Below are 19574 nucleotides of genomic sequence, written 5' to 3' on the forward strand. Positions count from 1 at the left end.
CTCGCGCGTGGCCGAACGGGGTGGCCTGAACCGCCGCACCACCCTTTTAAAAATTCTTTTGCATCAAGGTCTCAGGTTTGTAAAACTCAATCGGGTCATTACCGCGAATTTATACCAAATGGCTTCCTTTGTTGAAGAAGCGCACGCGCTGGATTGACTCTCCCATTTTTTTTACTTACGACCTTGTGCTTCTCGGTGTCCAGCCGAAGCATATAGTTGGGAAATTCGTCATCCTCGCTTCCTAGAGCAGACATCCGCAACATCCCATCCGGCCCGTAAAACACATCGCTAATGGCAATCGCCGCTGGCAAACCCATCTGTTCCTTGGTCACAAAGTGTCCCTTGCCGCCCTCCCAGATATTGGCCACACCAGTCACTTCTCCGGTAAACTTTTACTCACGAAACAGCTTGGGATAAACCCCCGGCGTTTGATTCGCCTGTCCCTTAAACGCGGTTTCAAAGACGCTTAAATTCACAAAAACCACGCTCATCGCCACCTGTTTCAAAGACAGCTTGCCTTCCACAAGCAAAGTCTTGGCAACCTCCATTCTTGTCTCATGAATGTAATTCCGAAGCGAGTCATGTTCGTTCTTAAACCGACGGCGTGAACTGCGCTCACTACCTACTCATTGGGCCGAATCAGGTTCACGCTTGTTGTGTGCCGTTCACTTCCTTTCACTTCCTTCAGACTCCGCTGTTACCGGTGACGCCCTTGCGATTCGGTTTGTCTTGCCTCTGGTCAGGGCGTCGCCGGTTTCTTTCTGTCTGGCGGGTTTGCCCGCTGCGCTGGGAAAACAAAAAACGGCGCCTATCGTGAGATGGGCGCCGTTTTTCACGAAACAGTCTTGGCTTACTGGGCTTTTAGGGCTGACATTTGTTCGCCGTCTTTGCCGATGATTAACTGGAAGCCCGCCAGCGGCAGCTCCGCCGTCGCCTCCAACCAGCCTGGCAACGCCTGGGCGTCGCGGCCCGATTCCGGCAACAGCTGGCTGATGGTCTCAACCAACTTTTGACGTGCCGCCAATTGGCGCGTCGCCGTTTGGATCACCATGCCCTGGTTGTCGTACAGCGTGAAGGTGACGTTGACCACCGCGTTGTTGACGTTGACCACCGATACGCCCTGGAAGCTGCGGTTGGTGCTGTCGAAGAACGGGAAACATATGTTGGGTTTGACGCCGGTCGTGGCCTCCAGGCCCGCCATCTGTTTCTGGTTGTGCGTTCCGAACAACTCGAAGCCGACGATGTCCGCATCCGCGGTGACCTGTAACCAGTCAATATCCGCCGGTGAACCAATCGGCGCCAACAGATCCCGTGCCAGCACCACCACCTTCTCGTTGGGCTCCAAGGTGCGGCTGATTTGGCCCACGCTGTTGCCCGCGGGTCCGAAACCCTCGATTAAGGCGCCTTGCGGTGCGTCGCCGATGTTGACCAGCGCGATGCCGGTCCAGAACTGGTTGACGTCGCGCGCGATGTGGGTGAAGTACAAGGTGTTGGGGACGTAGGTGAAGTTGGGGTTGTCCTCGCCGGTGTCGACCAACTCCAAGCCGGCCGAAACCCGCGAACCGTCGATGGTGCCGAAGACCTCGCTGCCTACCAACACGTTGTTGGCGTCAGCCTCGGTCATTTTGGCCCAAATCCGGTCGGTCGGCAGCGCGCCGCCGAAACGGTTCACGAAGTCGAACTGGTCCTGGCTGAACTTGTCGCGCACGGTCAGGTCGGCGCTGGAACCCTCCTCAACCGATTGGGTCAGGATCACCGCGCTCGTTTCGCTGTCGGTCGCGTTTACCACCGAGGCTCGGGTGAACCATTGGTCGACCTTCTCGGCGATGTGGGGCACGAACAATTCATTGCTCAGCTTCGTGCCCGCGCTGATCAGGTACTCTTCCTTGCCATCGCGTGCGCAGGTACGGGCGTATCCGGCGATGTCGCCGGTGGCGTCGACCTGGACCCAGGCGATTTCGCGCTGGTCACCGTCGAAGAACTGGCTGATCTCTTGGTGGGTGCGGCCGTTGCCCGCCAGCGTGAAGGGTGCGCGCGCCAAAATGTTGCCGTCGCGGTCGTAGGCAATTGCCTCAACGCTGATCTCGCTGTTGGTGGTGTTGACGATGCCGATTTCCGTGGTAAAGGTTTCATTCGATTGGATATCGGCGAAGTAAAGGCCGGGATTGAGGACGCTCACGGAAAACCCGTAGCTGAGCATGCGTTTTTGTTTTTCGCTGATTTGGCTGATGCGCAGGAAGTATTCGCCCGCGCTTAAACCGTTGAGCTGGATCGAACCTTGGTTCGCGATGATGCGGCTGTTGAGCAGGGTTTGCAGGCCGTCGTACAACTCGGCGCGCACGGTGCCGTCGATGTTGATTTTGACGAGGATGCTCTGGCCGTTGCGTTCCACGTTAATGCGGTACACATCCACCGAGTTGGGATCGGGCAGGGTTTGGTTGTCGTAGTTCCCCGGGGGCAGCGGCTTGGCTTGGCCGAAGGTTTCGTTGGGTTCGAAGGTGTTTTCGTCGACCTCCAGCACGGTAATGGTGCGGGTTACGGTCTCCGAAACCAAACCGTTGCGGGTACGCGCAAACAGCGACACGGTGAACACGCCTTCTTCCCTGAAGATGATGCGGCCCGGCGTTTGTTGGCTGCTGGTGCGACCGTCACCGAAGTCCCAGAAAAAGTCCAAATCCTCGACGCGGAATCCGCGCGGGTTGCGCACCCGTGCCTCGAAGTAAACGACCCCGGCTTCCGGCACGCGTTTGTTGGCGCCGAAGGGTTCAATCTGCACGTCGGTGGTCAGGTTGATGTCGACCTCGGGCGCCATGTTGCCAAAGATGTAGATGGAAACGGTGTCCTGGAGCAGGACATCCTCGGCATCGTCACGGGCAACCACGGTGACGTTGTAGCGGCCAGGCTGGGTGAAACTGTTGGTCACCGCGATGCCTTGGAGCTGGGTGCCGTTGCCGAAGTCCCAGAAAAATTCCAGCGCCTTTTTGCGTTGGTCCGGGTTGCTGACCTGGGCTTCGAAGTTAATGGTTTCGCCGGCCGAGAAGGTACTCGCGGGTTCGGGGCGGGTCACGGTCAGTTGCACCGGGCGCAGGTTCTCGAGCGAGACCAACACGTTGATGTAATCGGTTGCGGTTAAGCCGTTGTCGTTCCGCGCCTCGGCAACCAGGGTGAAACGACCTTCTTCCGCGAAGGTCCAGTTGAGTTGACGGCCCTGGCCGAGGTTGGTGCCGGGATCGGAAATGAAGTACCAGCGGACCTGGGCGTTTTCCTCGTTGGTGGTGGCGATGAACTCAACGGTGGCGCCTTGGCTGAGGTTGAGCAGGTCGGCGGCGGGTTGGGTGATTTCAATGGCGGGCGGCAGGGCCTCGCGCACGCGGATCGAGACGCGGGCGGGGGAGAGGTCGCGGTTGCCGGCGGCGTCGACGGCGTAACAGGCGGCGAGGTAAATCCCCGGGTTTTGGAAGGATGCGGTCACCGAGGCGCCGTTGAGGGTATTGCAATCGCCGTTGGATGCGCAAATCTCCCAAACGAAGCTGATGCTTTGGCCCTGGGCGTCGCTGCCGGCGGCCTCAAAGTTAATGCTTTGGCCCACGGTGAACTCGGCGTCGGCTTGGGGGCTGGTGATGCTGGTTTCCGGTGCCTCGTTGTCACCGTCACCGCCGTCACCACCGTCACCGCCGTCACCGCCGTTGTCGCCGTCCCTGATGGTGATCAGCTGGGTGGCGGGTAAGACGGGTACCACGGTGGCGGGCAAGAGTTGCAGGCGAATGGTTTCATCGCCCTCCTGGAGGCTGTCGTTGTTAACGAAAAAGGACAGGGTCGCACGGGTTGAGCCGGCGGGAAAGGTCAAGGTATTTTGGGTCAAGGTGTGGTCGACGCCGGCGGTGGCCGAACCGCCCACGCTAAAGGGGACGCTCAGCAGGCCGGGGTTGGGGCTGCCCAACACGGCGCCGACGGTGACGGTAGAACCCTCGGCGACGGTCTGGGTGGCGGCGGTCCAGGCGACGGTTTGGAAGTCGTTGTCGCCGATAAGGATAAGCGCGCTGCTGGGCGTACCCAGCTCGGCGTCGACGGCACGGGACAGGGTGACGGTGAACTGTTCGATCTCCTCGATGTTGCTGTCGTCGAGGATGGGGATGGTCACGTCCACGCTATTGGTTCCCGGCGGGAAGGTCACGGTTTGTTCGATGGACAGGTAGTCGCGCCCGGCAACCGCGCTGCCGTCGCTGGTGGCGAGGTTCACGGTGGCGGTGGTTTCACTGCCGGCATCGGCGGCGCCGAGCAGGACGGTGACGGTCACGTTTTCTTCGCCCTCGGTGACGTTGTAGGCGGCCGAGCTGAGTTGCAGGGTGCCTTCGGGTGCATCGCTGTCGTTGTCGAGGATGGTGATCGCGGCGACATCCTGGGCCAAGACGCCGTTGTTGGTAACGCCGGTTAAGGTCACGGTAAAGGATTCAGGCCCCTCGACGGTGGTGTCGTCGATGATGGGGATGCTGATGTTCTGCACCTCGTCGCCGTTGGCAAAGGTCAAGGTACGGCTGGTCAGGGTGTAGTCCTCACCGGCCAACGCGGAACCGTCGTTGGTGGACAGGGTGACGGTCACGGTTTCCCACTGCACGCCGGCGCGGCCAACGTTGAGGGTCAGGGTACCGACGCTTTCATCGACGCTGAAGGTGGTGGTGCCGAAACCGATGGTGGCCGGACCGAGCGGACGAAGCTCATTATCGATGACCCGGACGGGATTGACGAAGGCGCCTTCGCCCCGTGCAGGCACGCTAACCGAGCCCTCGGGGTCGAAGGCCAAAACGGTGCCGCTGCTGTCGGTGGCGTAGGCGCGCGGGCCTTCCGCAAAGATGCTGATGTCCATCAGACCGGCCGCGGCTGGGACCGGCAGCGGTGTGATGCTGTCGTCGGCGGTGTCGAAGATTTGGATGGTGCCGGTTTGGTTGGTAATGAACAGGCGGTTGTTGTAGAAAGCGCCTTGGTAAGGGTTGTCGGGGATGTCGAACACTTCTTCGCTCAGGTTGTCGGGGTTGATGCGGTGAAGTTGCGACTGGTTGGGGTTGAAGACGTAAAGCGCGTCGCCGCTGGGATCAAAGACGGCGCCGCTGAAGGATGCGTCAAAGGAAGCATTGCGAATCAAGCTGTCGTTGGTCGGATCGATCACACAGATGGTGCCGCCGTTGCCGATGCTGTACAGCTCGCGGCGGACGGGGTGGAACAACAGGACTTCCCCGTTGGCGGCGCAAGGGATGCTCAGGGTGCGCGTGCTTTGATCGGATTGATCGTAAATGCCGATTTCACCGAGTCCGCGTTTCTGTTCCTGGAGCCCGCTTCCGAGAAGGAACCACACCTCGCGGTCGTCGGGTGAAACCGCGACCTCGTAGGCGGTGGGGAAGGCGGTGAGGGTGTCGACCTCGAGGTTGGTGGCGGTGTCGTATTTGGTCACGGTGCCGCTGTTGGGCGAGGTGACGAACATGAAATCGCCGCCGGGTGTGATCGCAAAATCACTGAAGGGGATGCGGCTGCTGATGACGGTGTTGACGTTGCCGGTAGCGGCGTCGAGGGAGACGATCCCCGGAATCCCGATATCCAAGACGTACACCTGGGGTTCAGTGATCGGCGGCGTGTCGCCAAAAGCGAGGATGTAGTCTGTTTCGCCGACTTGAATGTCGAGGTCGATCCCTTGGGGCGGGGTGACGTCGACGGTGGCGAAATCGTTGGAACGGGTGGTGTAGGTCAGCACGGTGAAGCTGTCGCCGTCGCTGATGCCGGCTTGGCTGTTCTCCTGTAAGGTGCCGGCGAGGACGGCGGTTCCGTTGATGTTGAATTGGTCGCTTGTTTCGAGGGTGCCGTTGAGGTCGATCCCGATCACGCCGTTGTTGGTCAGGTTGGCGCCGATGTTCAGGGTGCCGGTGCCGGCACCCGCGCTTTGCAGGGTGCCCTCGTTGGTGAAGCCGGTCAGGGGTTGGCCGAAGGCGATGGTACCAGAGGCGTCGAAGGTGGCGCCGGCGTTGTTGCGTACATCCCCGTTGGCGATGGTCAGGGTTGCATTGTCGAGGGAGACGGTGAGGTTGTTGACCAGGGTGTTGCTCTCACCTTTGTTACCGACCACGATGGCGCTCGGCGTGATGGTGGTGTCGGCGTTGCCGGTGATGGTGCCGTTGTTGATGACGCTCATGCCGACCCGGCGGATGCCGCCCGCGGCGGCGTCGAGGTTGAGGTTACCGGCATTGATGAATTGGCCGCCGTTGCGCAAGGCGATGCCGGAATCGGTGGCGGTTTGGCTGGTCAGGGTAATGGTGCCGTTGTTGGTCGGGGGTTGTTCGAACAGCAGGTTGGCGGGGTTGCCGGAGGTGGTGGTATCGCCGGTCACGCGGATGGTCCCGCCGGCCTCGTTGCCGGTGAACAGGCCGATGAAGCTGGAGCCATAGCTGTTGATAGAGCCGTTGTTGATGAGCGGGATGCCGCGAGCCTCCGCGTCACCGCCGCCACCGCCACCGGGCGGAACCACGGAGGCATCGACCAAACGCAGGGTGGCGTTGGGCAAAACGCTGATGCTGTTGACTTCCAGCGTGACGCCGTTGACGAACAGGGTCGGGGTGCCGCTGCCGCCGAGTGCGATGCTGGAGGCGAAGGTGGGTTGGGTGAGGTTCACGGTCATCGGGCCGTCGAGCACGACGCTGGTGCGCGGGCCCGGTACGGCGTTGGGGACCCAGTTGCCCGTGTTGTGCCAGTCGGCATCGTCGAGGCCGGTCCAGGTGGCGGTGCTCGGCCCGCCGTTGATCAGGTTTACCGCTCTGAATTCGATGAGGATGTCGACGATGGAGCCGGCGGCGGTGGTGACGTTGTTGTTGGTAAAGGTTCCGGTTCCGCGGGTGGTGAAGGTGATCGGCGTCAGGGGTTGCCCGGTGGGCGGTTCATAGTTGCCGGGGAAATTCACGTTCAAAGCGCCGTCAAAGTTGATGGTTTGGGCGATCTGGAGCTGATCGACGGCGGGGGAACCCGCGTTGTCTTGGATGGTGACTGCCAAGGCACCGGTCGCGCCTTGGGTGTAGTCCCCGGTAATCGCGATGGTGCTGTTGGGCGTGCTACCCACGGTGACCGTACCGTTGTTGATCAAATTCCCTTCAATGGTGCCCGGCCCTTGCAGGGTGGCGCCTTGAACCAGGGTGGCGGTCAGGCTGGTGGTGAGCGCGCCGCCCGCCAGATCAATGGCGGCCCCGGGCGCGGTAATCAGGCCGTTGGTGAAGCGAATGCGATCCGCGGCGGTGTTCAGGGTGCCGGTCAGGGTGGTGGGAATGGCGACGGTGGCATCCCCATTGAGGATCTTGTTTAAGGCACCGGCAACCGAAAAACTGGTTTGTGCGCCGCCGGCAAAGGAAATGGTTGCTGCCTCCATTCTGGCTTCGCCCCCCGGATTGACGGTGATGGTTGCGCCGTCGCTGGTGGCCAAGGTGGCGGTGTTGTCGATTTGGAGGATGCCGCCGTTTTCCACAAGGAGTTGACGCTGCGACAAAGTGTGAACCGTATTGGTGGAGGTGGTGAGGATGGCGCCGGTGCCGACATTGAAGGGCGCCGCGCCGTTAAGGGTTCCGCTGATCCAGTTCATGGCGCCGGACAGCGTAATCGCGGCTGATCCTTGTAAGGTGGCGTTTTCGAGCTGGATGGAAGAAAACGCCGCCGGAATGTCGACGTTGGCCGTGGCGGAATTGACGACGGTAAAGTTGCCGGTGAAGGTCGGGGCTGTGCCGCTCAAGGTGCCAATGGTGCCGTTTATGGTGAGGGCACCCGCGCCGGTGACGCCGCCACTGAGGGTGGTCGGTCTGTCGGCAATTTCGAGAATCGCGCCCGCCGCGATGGTGACCAAACCGGTTGCGGTCATACCGCCGCGTTGCAAGAAGGCGCCGCTGTTCACGTTGGCCGTGCCGGTGAGGTCAAACTGGGCTTGGTTTACGAAGGTGCTCGCGCTATTGATGTTGAGATTGGCGGTGGCGCCGGTGGTGATGTCAAAAACGGCGGTGGTGCCGGTGGATGTGATGCTTGGGGTGGTCGTGTTGGTGCCGATAGCCACGACGGTCCCACTCGCGGCGGCCAAACGGGTGGCGTCGGCCATTTCGAGGGTGCCCGCGCGGAAGCTCACCGCGTTGTTGAGGTTTACGGCATAACCACCGCGGATGAAGATGGTGCCGGGGCTGTCGATGGTGGTGGTCGGTCCGTTAAAGACGGTGGTGGGGACCGGCATGGCGCCGAGCGCGTCGAAGCCACCACCGGACCAAGTGCAGGGGCCGGCCATGTTGGTGTTGCCGGGGCCGGTCAGGGTGGCGCCGGAAAGGAGGGCGGTGGTATCGCTGGAGGTTACCGCGCTACCTAGGCCGACGGTGATGGTACCGCCTTGGAAATCGACCGTGCCCGAACCGTCAAAGCGCGCGTTGCTCAGGGTTTTGTTTGCACCGGTGAGCGTGACGGTGGCGCCCGCGGAAATCAGAAAACCGCTGGTGTCCGCGCCTGGCCCCTGCCAGGTGAGGTTGCCGAATTGGACGTCCATCTGGCTATTGTTGGTCAGGCCGCAGGCCAAGGTGACGGCCGTGCCGGCCGGCTGTGGCGTGGAGGGGCTGTTTTGCACGGTGATCGGGTTGAGCACGGTGATGGTGCCGACACCGCCGCTTCGGCCTGGATCGCCGAGGATGGTGGCGCCCGCGTAAATGAAAAAGGGACCGCTGTTTTGGTTGATTTGGGCCGCTTCTTCGACGCCGAATACCGCGTCTTCAAAGATCGTGAGCGTGCCGCCGTCCTTGTCCAACACCGCCGCGCCGTTGAGTTCCTTGGGGGTGGCGGTTGAGATGCGCAGGTCACAGCCGCTCATGCATTCCAGGGTAAAGGGCCCGGTTACGTTGCCGCCGGTCCAAAAGGCGGTGGTGCTCAGCGAGAGACCGCCGTTGCCTGAAATGGTGCCGCTTTCGATGCGGACGGGCCCGCTGGGGAAGTGGGGTTCGGTATCAAAGTTGACGGGGCCGTTAATGATGAGTTCGCCGGTACCGGTGTAATCGATGGTATCCAACGCCATGAGTAGGCCGGTGAATTCAACCGCGGCGGTGCTACCGATGTTGAGCGATTCGGTCATCAGGCCGCCGCCGGAGAAAATGAGGCGACCCGCGTTGTTGATCACGCCGAGCGAACCGTCGCGATCCTGGTAGGGCACGGCAAAGGTGAAATCACCGCCACCGGTTTTGTCGATGGTGCCAAAGTTGTTAAAGGCGAGCGAATCCACCGCCTCAATGCGACCGTCGCTTGCGATGTTGAGGGTGCCCCGGTTGTTAAAGGTGACACTGGCGAGCTGGATGGTGCCGTTTCCGGTGATTGAACCGCCGAAGTCCAGGTTCAGGGTTCCGTTGCTGAGGCTCTTGAGGCCCGGTCCCGACCAGGTAATGCTGCCCACCGATTGGGTGTTGATGTTGGCGTTTTGGATGGTCCCGCTTTGCCAATCGAAGTTGACCTCCAGGTTGAGGTCGTTGGTGAGGCCCTCGATGGTCCCACCGTTGAGGATGAAACTCCCGATGTTGGGGGAGAGGTCGGTCACCATGGAAACGGTGCCGCCGTCGATGCGGGTATTGCCGAGGGTCACGGCGTTCAAGCTGTGGTTGCCACCGGAAAAAACCAACACATCTTCGGTGCCGTTGGTGATGTAGGTGCCGGAGTGGGTGCCGTCACCGTCCAGCACCAATTCGAAGTTGTTGGCGATGTTGACGGTGCCGACGGTGTTAAAACGGGCGCCGATGGGGATGATGGTCGGCGGCATTTTTTTTGTGAGCCTGGGGCCGCCGCCGGAGATGGGTTGGCCGACAAAAAGTGTCGCGTTGATGTTCAGCGCGCCGGGGGTGCCCGCGGTGGTCATCACGGAGGAAGCGTTGCCGATGGCGAAATCGGCGCCGGGGTTGGTGGTAAAAGCCGCGCCGTTGTTGAGTTCCATGGTCACGCCGATTTCGGCGTCCAGGTTGCTTTGCAGGATGACGGTGGTGCTGTCGATGACCCAGGTGAACGGGGCGGGGATGGAGAAGGAGGCGCCGCCGCCGCCGCCCATATTGATCAGGCCCGCGCCGGTAAAGCGCATGTCGCCGAGCTGGTGGAAACCAAGCAGGTTGATGTCGGCACCGGCGGCGACGGACAGCTCGCCGTTGCCGCCAAAGACCATGCGCCCGGAGTCGTCTGAGCGACTGGAACCGGTGGTGACCGCCAGACGGGAGCCGTTTGTAAAGGTAAGTGTGTGGGTGTTTGGCGTGTCGCTGGAGCCAAGCGCAAAACGCTGAATGGTGAAGTCGCCGTCGACCACCACGCTGATGGTGGCGTTACCGTCCATCAAGGCCTCGTCGTTAATGCCCGGTACCTGGGCCGGTGACCAGTTGGCGGCATCGCTGAAGCTGGTGCCGTCGCCGGCACCGCTCCAGGTGATGGGCGCGGCGTTGGCGGAAAAACCGGCTGAAAGCAGCAGGGCCGAAAGCCAAAAAGTGACGCGAGCGTGCGTCTTTAAGGTCCGCAAGGGTGATGGTGCAAGCATGTGAATCCTCCACAACGAAACGGGCGGCGATGGTGGTTTGGGACAGATGAGTCCCGCGGCGCGCCGGGCGAGACGCTGAATAAGCGAAGCAATGTTTTTTGGTGACAAGATAAACCGTGGCAGAAGGCGCCGATAAAAGAGGCGGCCAAACATTATAAATAAGAAGCGAAGCGAGAAAGGAAGAAGCGAGGGGCGGGCCGGTGCGCCCGCGGCGGCGCGGGTTGCAGAACCGTTGAGCGCGGCGGCTAAGGGTGTTTTTGGTGACAAAACCCCAAAACCTCCGGGCGCGTCAGGATTCCCGTGTTCGCGTCCGACCCGGACGGCTTACCGAGGCCTAGTGCGCGACCCCGTGGGTTTGGGAACCCCTTCGTACAGGCGGAAGCGAGCCGGCGTTCAAGGCTGGTAAGGCGTTCAGGCTAGCTTGTTCCGCCCCCAAAAGTCAAGTTATCCGGGGTTTCTCGCGCGGCTGAGAACCGGTGGCTTCCGAACGGTTTGCACGGGTTTTCGCCACGGCCGGTTTTGTCTTGGGTTCACCCGAGAACCATGCTTCCGGTTACAGCCGCCGTTCACGGAAGCTGTTCATGGCAAAACAGCGGGGACATTGCTGATGCAAACGGTTGTCGCGGTGCCGGCAACGCCCGCATTCGTACGTGGCGTCAAAATGGATTGTGTCGCGAACCAATTGCTGATACCGGCTGAATAGGCCGGGATCCGAGCCGTTGCGCCACATGAGCTGCCACATTTTTTGGTGGAGCAACAGGGTTTCGGGGGCGGTTTCCAGCGCGGCGTGAAGCTGTTGGAAGGCGCCGTCGAAGTCACCGATTTCCATCAGGAACGAGCCCAGCACCGAACGGGTGCGCCAATCGTCGGATTCGGCTTCGATGCGTGCCATCGCGGGCAACACGAACACATCGTGGTTTTGCAGGGCCACGGCGATTTTCATCAATTCTTTGTGGAAGAGCCATTCGTGGCCTTCAAACGCGGCTTCGTGCTTTTGCATCCAGCTCAGTGCCTTGTGGCTTTTTTCGGTATAACGCAGGCAACGCGAGCTGTTGAGAATGGCCGAAAAACAGGTGGGATCCAACTGGAGCGCCTTTTTAAACAGTGCCGCGGCGCCGTCGTAATCCTCCTGATCGAAGGCGTATTCACCTTGGCGATTGCGCAGGAGGGCGAGCTCGGGTTTGACGTTGCGGCCTTCTTTTTTGCCCCAGTTCTGGACGAGTTTGTAGGCGCGGTCCCATTCGCCCAGCTTGATGTGAATGCGGCGGCCGTAAAAGACACTGTTTTCGGTGGGGCCGCCCTCGGCGACGGCTTCGTCCAGGGCCGTTTGGGCGCGTTCCAACATGCCGCCGGCCAGGTAGTCGGCCGCCAGTTCTGTTTTGATCAGGGCTTTGAGTTCGGGGTCGAGGTCGGCGCGCAACGACAGGCCTTTGTGGGTTTGGGTTGCCATTTTGAGCTTGCCGCGGCGGCGGAACAAGGAACCGAGGACCAGGCCCACGGCCGGTTCTTGTTCGGATTCCTGGTACAGCGCGCGCAGGGCGTCGGCGGCGTCGTCCTCGCGCCCGTCAATCAGGGTATTTAGCGCCTTGGCGAGGAGGAACTCCCGCGAGGCAGTTTCCTTTTCGCGGTAAAAGACACCCCAAAGGAACAGGGCGGTTAGGAGCACCGCGGGGGCGAGGAGCCAGAAAAATTCGACGCTCATTCTTCGGGTTCCGTAACCATCAGATCACGCAGGGCGGCCACTTCTTTTTCCAAGGTTTCTTTTTCTTTTTTGAGGGCGCGGTTGTCCTTTCGCATGCGGAAGAGGTCGAGTTGGGATGCGATAAAAGCCGCGAGGAAACCGTAGATAAAGAACACCCACATGGCGGCGTGGGTGGGCATCTCTCGGCTGTCGGTAAGGGGAAATAGGGTGACGTTGATGGTTTCGCCCTTGGTGAAAAAGAAAATGGTGAACATCAACAGAATGACGGCCGCGGCGAAGACGTATCGGACGAGCATGGCGACTCCTTGGACGTTATTGGTGTGCCTTGGCGTAGTGGTGTTTGACCACGGCCGACCACAAGCCTTGTTCCTTGAGGATGCGTTCGATGATGTGGCGTACCACGCCGCGGCCGCCGTCGACGGGGACGACGTAATCGGCGGCTTCCTGAACCTCGGGCGCGCCGTCTTGCGGGCAGAACCCTAGTTTTGCCAGTTGGATAGGGGCTAGGTCGGGGAGGTCGTCGCCGATGTAGGCCACCTCGTCGGCGCTGAGGCCGATTTCCTCGAGGATTTCATTGAAGGCGGTTTCTTTGTCGAGCCGGCCGGTTTTGACCGCCTCGAGGCCCAGTTCCTCGGCGCGTTTGGTGACGGGTGCGGAGAGGCGGCCCGAGAGCAGGGCAAACTTAAACCCGCATTTGCGCCACAGAGCGATGGCCATGCCGTCGCGAACGCTGAAGGTTTTTGATTCACCTTGTTCGGTGACCACGATCGAGCCGTCGGTGAGAATGCCGTCGACGTCCGAGATAATCGCTTTAATCTGTTTGAAACGACCGAGATTCATACTTTGGCGCTCCTGAGGGAATTGTCCCCAAGTATAAACGAAGCGATGCGGCAAGGATAGCTTGGGGAGGGGTGATGGTCCGCGGTAGAACCCCGCGGGTTTTGACTGGGGCCTTAGGCCACGGGATCATCGGGATCTTTGAAATTTCGGTTGATGGTGCTGATGAGGGTTTTCGCCGCTGGGGAATGACCGGAAATGAGAAACGGGATGATTCGAGAATGCGGCGGGTACTTTTTTTTGGCGGCTAGGGGTGGCCGTCACCGATAAAACATTGCTTAGGATAGGCAGGATGATTCGAGGATGCGGCGGAAACCTTGTTTCCCTCGGCGCCTGTTACCCGTCCGCGGATGAGGCCGTCACTCCGATGGAATATGGAATGATTTGTTTGCAAGGGTTTGATTATATGTGCGTTGTGTGCTTATTTGATCCATTCCTCGCTAAAGAACGCTTTGATTGTGGATGTTTGGTTGGGGAATGGTAGTGACGCATGCCACTTGCTCGTAAGGGAGCAGACGTGAAATGGAAAGGGTGTCTTGGTATGCATTAAATCCGTAAAGTACGTCAAGTGTTCCGGTTGAATGTTTCCAGAGCGGGGCCACCTTTGGTTTTTTAAGCGCTTCTCTTACCGATTGTCCTTATCCAGGGTTCCAGCAGAGGCGGAAAGCCGCCCGGATGAACCGAAGCAAACGGAAGGAAAAATGGGAGGGGCCCGCCGCGGCGAAGCAGCGGTGGGAGGGACCTAATTTTCCTGGAGTGGTCCTTGAGGAATCGGCGTTGGCGCTATCATCAAGTCGGCCGACGAGGCTCCTGTTTCGAAGTTCCAGTAATTCCGCGTCGGCGTGAGCCCCAATCAGCGCCATAAGCCGATTGGTCAAGGATGCTGTTGATCCCATGGGGACAACATTCCGGGAATCGATTTTGGGTTTTATCCCCGGCCCGTCCATTGTGGCTGATAAATAACGGATACCAACCCCAGCCCCCGCAACATAGCCGGCCTTTTCGGACCTTTTGGCCCAATCCTCGTCTAAAAAGTTGAATTTATCCTAGGCGGAAAAGGCGTTGAAACCCAACCGCGGCATATCACCGCCCATCCCCTCAATCATGCCCGGGGGTGGCATTCATCGTAAATCCGCATTAAGTAATCGGCGTTGAGGTGGGTGTATTTCTGCGTCGTTGACAACGTGCTATGGCCCAATAACTCCTGAATCGCGCGAATATCGGCCCCGGACTCCAGCAGATGTGTCGCGAAGGTGTGGCGCAGGGTGTGCGGGCTGACCGGGTAATTGATGCCGACCGCCTCGACCGACTTGGTGACAATGGTGCGCATGCCCCGCGCCGAAAGCGGTGCGCCGCGCGTGTTGAGGAAGAGGGCGCCGGTGGCCCGACCCTTTTCCAACAAAAACGCCTCGCGTTGGGCCAGGTAATGTTTGAGGGGGTCGCGGCAATTTTCACCGAAGGGGACCACCCGTTCTTTGTTGCCTTTACCCGCCACCCGTACCAACAATTGCGCGAAATCCAGATCGGTGACCGCGCATTTCTCGACCTCGCCGACACGCATGCCCGTGCTGTAAAACCAGCGCAACAACATCGCATCGCGCGTGGTCGGGTAATCCGCGCCCGCGGCGGCCGGTTTCACCAAGCGCAGCACGTCGTCGATGGTTAAGAAGCCGGGTAAGCGGTTTTCCTGTCGCGGTATTTCGAGGTAGACGGCCGGGTTTTCGTCGCAAAACCCCTCGCGGTCGAGGTATTTGTAAAACCGGCGAATCGCGCTGACCTTGCGGGCGACCGAGGCGGGTTTCAGCCCGCTTAGTTGGCGCACATACGCGGTCAAGTCGGCCAGTTTGAGGGCCTGCCAATGCACGGCGCCGCAACGTAGGTCCACAAATTCGGTCAAACCTTCCAAATCATTGCGGTAGGCCGTCAAGGTGTGGGGCGAAACCGCGCGTTCCACCCGCAGGTAATCCAGGAATGCGCCGACCCGTTGCGGGTTTAAGGCGTTGCGGTGGCTCGCCGGTTCGTCGGCCTTGGCTCGAGGCATGGTCTTTTTTTGCTCCTTGGTGACATGGGTCAACCATCACCGGAGTTTTGGGGGAAATCAAGCAAAAAAATGAAAATTGGGAAGGGGTTTCCCTGTTTTGTCCGTTTCTGGAATAGAATGTGACGGAGATCTTCCAGCTTTGCAACTTTTCTGAAGGCGAACCCCGCGTCGCTTCTGGACGTGGTCCTCGCGTCGCTTCTGGACGTGGTCCTCGCGTCGCTTCTGGACGTGGTCCTCGCGTGCTCTCCGTCTGCACGCGGGCCTTGCGCGATCTGTGCTGTATCGCACATTTTTCGCCTTGGTTCGTTCGTTTTCCGTTCACGCCCCGTGATAGCCAACGAATGGTCAACGGTTCCACCGAACCGCAAACCGTGCTTGCCGCGTGGACGTCGTTCACCTTGTTCGAAGGATCGCCCGATTTTCTCCTTGTTCCCCCCTGCCGGTTGGGCGGTCGGGGTATTCGAATCGGGCGCAGGCCTTCCTGGACCCCACACTTCTCAAAAAAGGGAGTTACTTGTGAAATTGAAAAGGAACCTTTTGTGCTCGCTCTTGATCGCTTTTGCCTGGGCCGGCACTGCTTTGGCCCAATCGGATCTGGTGATCCCTTGGGTGAGCAACACCAACTCGTTCGGGAGCTCAATTGTGATCAACAACCTGAACGATAGCGCGGTGACCGTGACCCTGACCGCGACCCGCCCCACCGGTGAACAAGCCACCGCGACCCGTGAGATCGCCGCCTTCGACCAGTTGGTCGAAGAAGCCGGCTCTTTGTTCGCCACGCTGGACGGACCTCCCGGTTTTAACGTGCGCGTCACCAGCAGCGCTTCCAATATCACCGGCGCAATTGTGATCAACGGCTTCGAGAGCCCTTCCGGCAACTCGCCCTCTCAAGCCAACGTGGTGCCCGTTTCCGACGCCGCCAACATCTTGTTGTTCAGCTACCTGTTCGCGCCACCCTCCGGCGGTTTTGCCGCACCCGTTTTGGTGAACCCCGGCACCACCGAGGCATCCGTAACCCTCTACGCCTACAAAAACGGCCAACGCGTTGCCGACGCCCGGATTTCCATCCCCGCCGGCGCACCCTACACCGACTTGGTCCAAAACATTTTCCCAACCGGTGTCGACGGTGACTTCTACATGGTCGCCGAGGCGGATCAACCCATCTTGGGCGTGGTCTTCATCTTCAACGATTCGCTCGAACCCTCCATGGGCAACGCGGTTCCCCTCGATGCGGTTCCCAATCCCGACGGCGGCGACGGCGGCGACGGCGGCGATGGTGGTGATGGTGGTGATGGTGGTGACGGCGGCGGCACCACGGTTAGCTTCTCTGGTGAGATTCAACCGATCTTCAGCAGCCGTTGTGCCTCTTGTCATACCTCCCAATCCCGCGGCGGTCTGAACCTCGCGCCTGGCAACGCCTACGGCAACATCGTCAATCAAACCGCGGCTTCCGGTCGCGTGTTGATCACCCCCAACTCGCTCAACGACAGCTACCTCTGGTTGAAATTGCAAACCGATACCAGCCTCTATTCCGGATCCCAAATGCCGCAAGGCCGCGGGACCCTGCCCCAAAATGAACTGGACGCGATCATGAACTGGATCAACCAAGGCGCGCCCAACAACTAACGCCCACGGGCGCACCAACATTCCGCGACTGCCCAACCCCGGGCGGTCGTCAACGACCCCCGCGTTCCATATGCCGCATTCCGACGCGTTTGGGACGGGGGGTTTTTTGTGTTCACACCATCTTTGAATGCTGTTTTGTTGGTCTTCTAAATGCTTTGTTAGAAAGTTCTTAATTTGTTCGCTCGCCAGGTTGCGGCGGTCTGTTTCGCGCGAATCCCGGTCCGCATGGGTTTCTGTACGTTGGTTGTGGTTGAACGCGCGGGTTGGCGCGGTAAGCGGTGGCCGATCAAGCATGTTTCATGCCCGATATAACCAAAAATGCGGGAAAAATCCGCGATAAAACCTTATAAAAGCGCACGCTCCTACATTTTTGTAGGCTTTAATCGGGAAACCTACAAATCAGTAGGAAAAATGAAACCGCTTGAGTTGTCTTAATCTAAGCAGTTGTATTTATTGAAGTTGTTTTTGTTTCTTGAAAGAGCGTTGCTTTTTGTGGCCCGTTGATGGTTGGCTTTTGCCGCACTCAGTCGAAGGTTGGAAACCACCTCCTCGGCTGCTTTTAACCGGGCTGCCTACATTTTTGTAGGGGGCGGCGCTGGGGTAATCTAAGCGACTTGGGGTTTGAAATGAGGGGTGTGTGGTTAAGGTGTTTTTATCTAGGTGTTTGGGGTGTTTGTTTTTTGGTTTTTTGCGGGTTGGCCCGGCATTTGCCTTAAGAGGGGCAAGCGGTCACTGAGCTGCCGATTCGCCGGATGAAGGACCACGACTTCATCCATTGCCCACCCCACAACTCGAAGTATCGTTTTTGCTCACACCAACGCAAACGATGTTTCCCTCGCGACATAGGTTGTGGTCGCGGGTTAGCGATCCGGGTAGGTACGGGGTCACCACCTGTCCGTGCAACCTCAGATTTCCCCACCGCATTCATCCTGATTACCCGATTTTGAGGAGACGTCTCATGACACAGTTAAAACTTGCTGAATATATTTGGTTAGATGGTGCTAAACCTACCCGCGGTCTTCGTTCTAAAGCCAAAGTTCTGAACCTGCCCTCCAGCGCGCCCGTCACCCTCGACCATTTCCCCGAGTGGAGTTTTGACGGATCCTCAACCGCCCAGTCGGACGGCGCCAATTCTGATTTGTTCCTCAAGCCGGTGAATTTCGTCAAAGATCCCCTGCGTGGCGAAGGCAACTTCCTGGTTATGTGTGAAGTGTTGAATGAAGACGGCTCCCCCCACTTCAGCAATTCCCGTGCTTCCCTACGCAAAGTTTTGGACAACGGCGGTGCGGAACAAGAAGCTTGGATTGGTTACGAGCAAGAGTACACCTTGTTCAAAGGCGGTCGTCCCCTGGAGTGGCCCACCAGTGGTTACCCCGGTCCCCAGGGCCCTTATTACTGTGGTGTCGGTCCCAAGGCCGTGGCCGGCCGTCCTATGATTGAAGCCCACACCAAGGCCTGCATCGACGCCGGGATTGCCATCTACGGCATTAACGCCGAGGTGATGCCCGCCCAGTGGGAGTTCCAGATTGGTTACCGCGGCATTGAAGGTGAAGATGCCGGTCTGCTGAACATGGCCGATCACCTGTGGTTCGCGCGCTGGTTGCTCTACCGCATTGGCGAAGAGTTCGGTTACCACCCCAGCTTTGATGTCAAGCCGGTAGCCGGTGACTGGAACGGCGCGGGTTGCCATACCAACTTCTCGACCAAGCACACCCGTGCGGCCGGCGGTATCGACGCCATCCAGGAAGCGATTGAATTGATGAGCGTCAAACATGCCGAGCACATCGCGGTGTACGGTGAAGGTTTGGAGCGTCGTTTGACCGGTTTACACGAGACCTGCAGCATCAGCGAATTTAAATCCGGCAAAAGTGATCGCGGTGCCTCCATTCGCGTTCCGCTTCAGGTTGCCTCCAATGGTTGCGGTTACTTTGAAGACCGTCGTCCCGGCGCCAACTGCGATCCCTATCTGGTTGCAGCGCGTATCTTGAGCACCATCATCAAATACGACGATGTCGATTTTCGCGGTTACACCGAGGTCGCCGAATTGGCGGCGTCCCACTAAATTGTGCTCGGTTGTAGGCCGGTCGCAAACCTGTCGCAAGCGATGCGGCCGGCCGGCGGCGGATGATTTCCCCCATCCGATGATTCCCCCATTTCCCCACCATCCGAACAGTGCTCGGTTGTAGGCCGACCGCAAACCTGTCGCAAGCGATGCGGTCGGCCGGCGGTAGTTCCCCATAGAAAAACAGCCACACCACGGCTTTGCGATTTCTGCTCGTGACTCCCAAACGGGCGTAGGACATCCCCCCCTCGTTTTACGCCCGTTTTTCTTTTTATCTCGATTTTTGCTCGTGACTCCCAAACGGGTGCAAAACACTTCCCCCCTCGTTTTGCACCCGTTTCCCTTTTGTTGGATGGCTCGGTTCTGGTGGGGCTTGGGTTGGTATTCGTTATTTCGCAGGATGTGAGGATGGAAAGAGGATGGCGGTGTGCGGGATCGCCCTTTTTTGATGGATCGCGCATGCGGATAGACCGGTAGCTTCGTTCATTCAAATCACTTTTTGGGATCGTTTTAGGGCAAGTTATATAAAGCAAAGTGTTTGCGGATGCCTGACCCCGCGCTTCCCTTTCCGCGTATCTCCGCGCTGTTCATATCCAGGGTTCCGGCAGAGGCGGAAAACTGTTGGCATAAACCGAGGCAAACGGAAGGAAAAATGGGAGGGGCCCGCCGCGGCGAAGCCGCGGTGGGAGGGACCCAATTTTCCTGGAGTGGTCCTTGAGGAATCGGCGTTGGCGCTATCATCAAGTTGGCCGAC

8 protein-coding genes and 1 pseudogene are annotated in these 19574 nt (G+C 59.4%); 2 read left to right on the top strand and 7 right to left on the bottom strand.

The genetic code is table 11. From position 1 onward, the window contains the following. Positions 1-98 precede the first annotated feature (98 nt). From J3U88_RS15030 to J3U88_RS15060, 7 genes and pseudogenes are all read right to left on the bottom strand, one after another. Positions 99-368: a hypothetical protein gene (locus tag J3U88_RS15030; protein WP_207859690.1), complete on the bottom strand. Its 270-nt coding sequence runs from the start codon at positions 366-368 to the stop codon at positions 99-101. A 24-nt stretch (positions 369-392) separates the two neighbouring features. Next, positions 393-608, bottom strand: a pseudogene (locus J3U88_RS35325) (helix-turn-helix domain-containing protein); the annotation flags it as partial. Between the two features lie 242 nt (positions 609-850). Beyond that, positions 851-10552 carry a Calx-beta domain-containing protein gene (locus J3U88_RS15040; RefSeq protein ID WP_207859691.1) on the bottom strand — a complete coding sequence of 3234 codons (9702 nt, stop codon included), beginning with the start codon at positions 10550-10552 and terminating at the stop codon, positions 851-853. 553 nt (positions 10553-11105) lie between these two features. Next, positions 11106-12254, bottom strand: a complete 1149-nt coding sequence (locus J3U88_RS15045; RefSeq protein ID WP_207859692.1) for a tetratricopeptide repeat protein — start codon at positions 12252-12254, stop codon at positions 11106-11108. Beyond that, positions 12251-12550 (bottom strand): lipopolysaccharide assembly protein LapA domain-containing protein, encoded by a 300-nt coding sequence (locus J3U88_RS15050; protein ID WP_207859693.1) that lies wholly within the window; start codon positions 12548-12550, stop codon positions 12251-12253. Before J3U88_RS15050 ends, J3U88_RS15045 begins: the two co-directional genes overlap by 4 nt. A gap of 16 nt (positions 12551-12566) precedes the next feature. Beyond that, entirely contained in the window at positions 12567-13094 is a 528-nt protein-coding gene (locus J3U88_RS15055) for a KdsC family phosphatase (protein WP_207859694.1), read from the bottom strand. A 1099-nt stretch (positions 13095-14193) separates the two neighbouring features. Continuing rightward, complete coding sequence (locus J3U88_RS15060; protein WP_207859695.1) at positions 14194-15132, bottom strand: tyrosine recombinase; 939 nt, start codon at positions 15130-15132, stop codon at positions 14194-14196. A 516-nt stretch (positions 15133-15648) separates the two neighbouring features. On the opposite strand from J3U88_RS15060, the gene J3U88_RS15065 reads away from it, so the two are divergent. Continuing rightward, positions 15649-16758 carry a c-type cytochrome gene (locus J3U88_RS15065; protein ID WP_207859696.1) on the top strand — a complete coding sequence of 370 codons (1110 nt, stop codon included), beginning with the start codon at positions 15649-15651 and terminating at the stop codon, positions 16756-16758. A 958-nt stretch (positions 16759-17716) separates the two neighbouring features. Further along, positions 17717-18820, top strand: a complete 1104-nt coding sequence (locus J3U88_RS15070) for a glutamine synthetase beta-grasp domain-containing protein (RefSeq protein WP_207859697.1) — start codon at positions 17717-17719, stop codon at positions 18818-18820. The last annotated feature ends 754 nt before the right edge of the window (positions 18821-19574 follow it).

It is taken from the genome of Acanthopleuribacter pedis (genome assembly GCF_017377855.1).
In the GTDB taxonomy this organism is placed as follows: Bacteria; Acidobacteriota; Holophagae; order Acanthopleuribacterales; family Acanthopleuribacteraceae; genus Acanthopleuribacter; species Acanthopleuribacter pedis.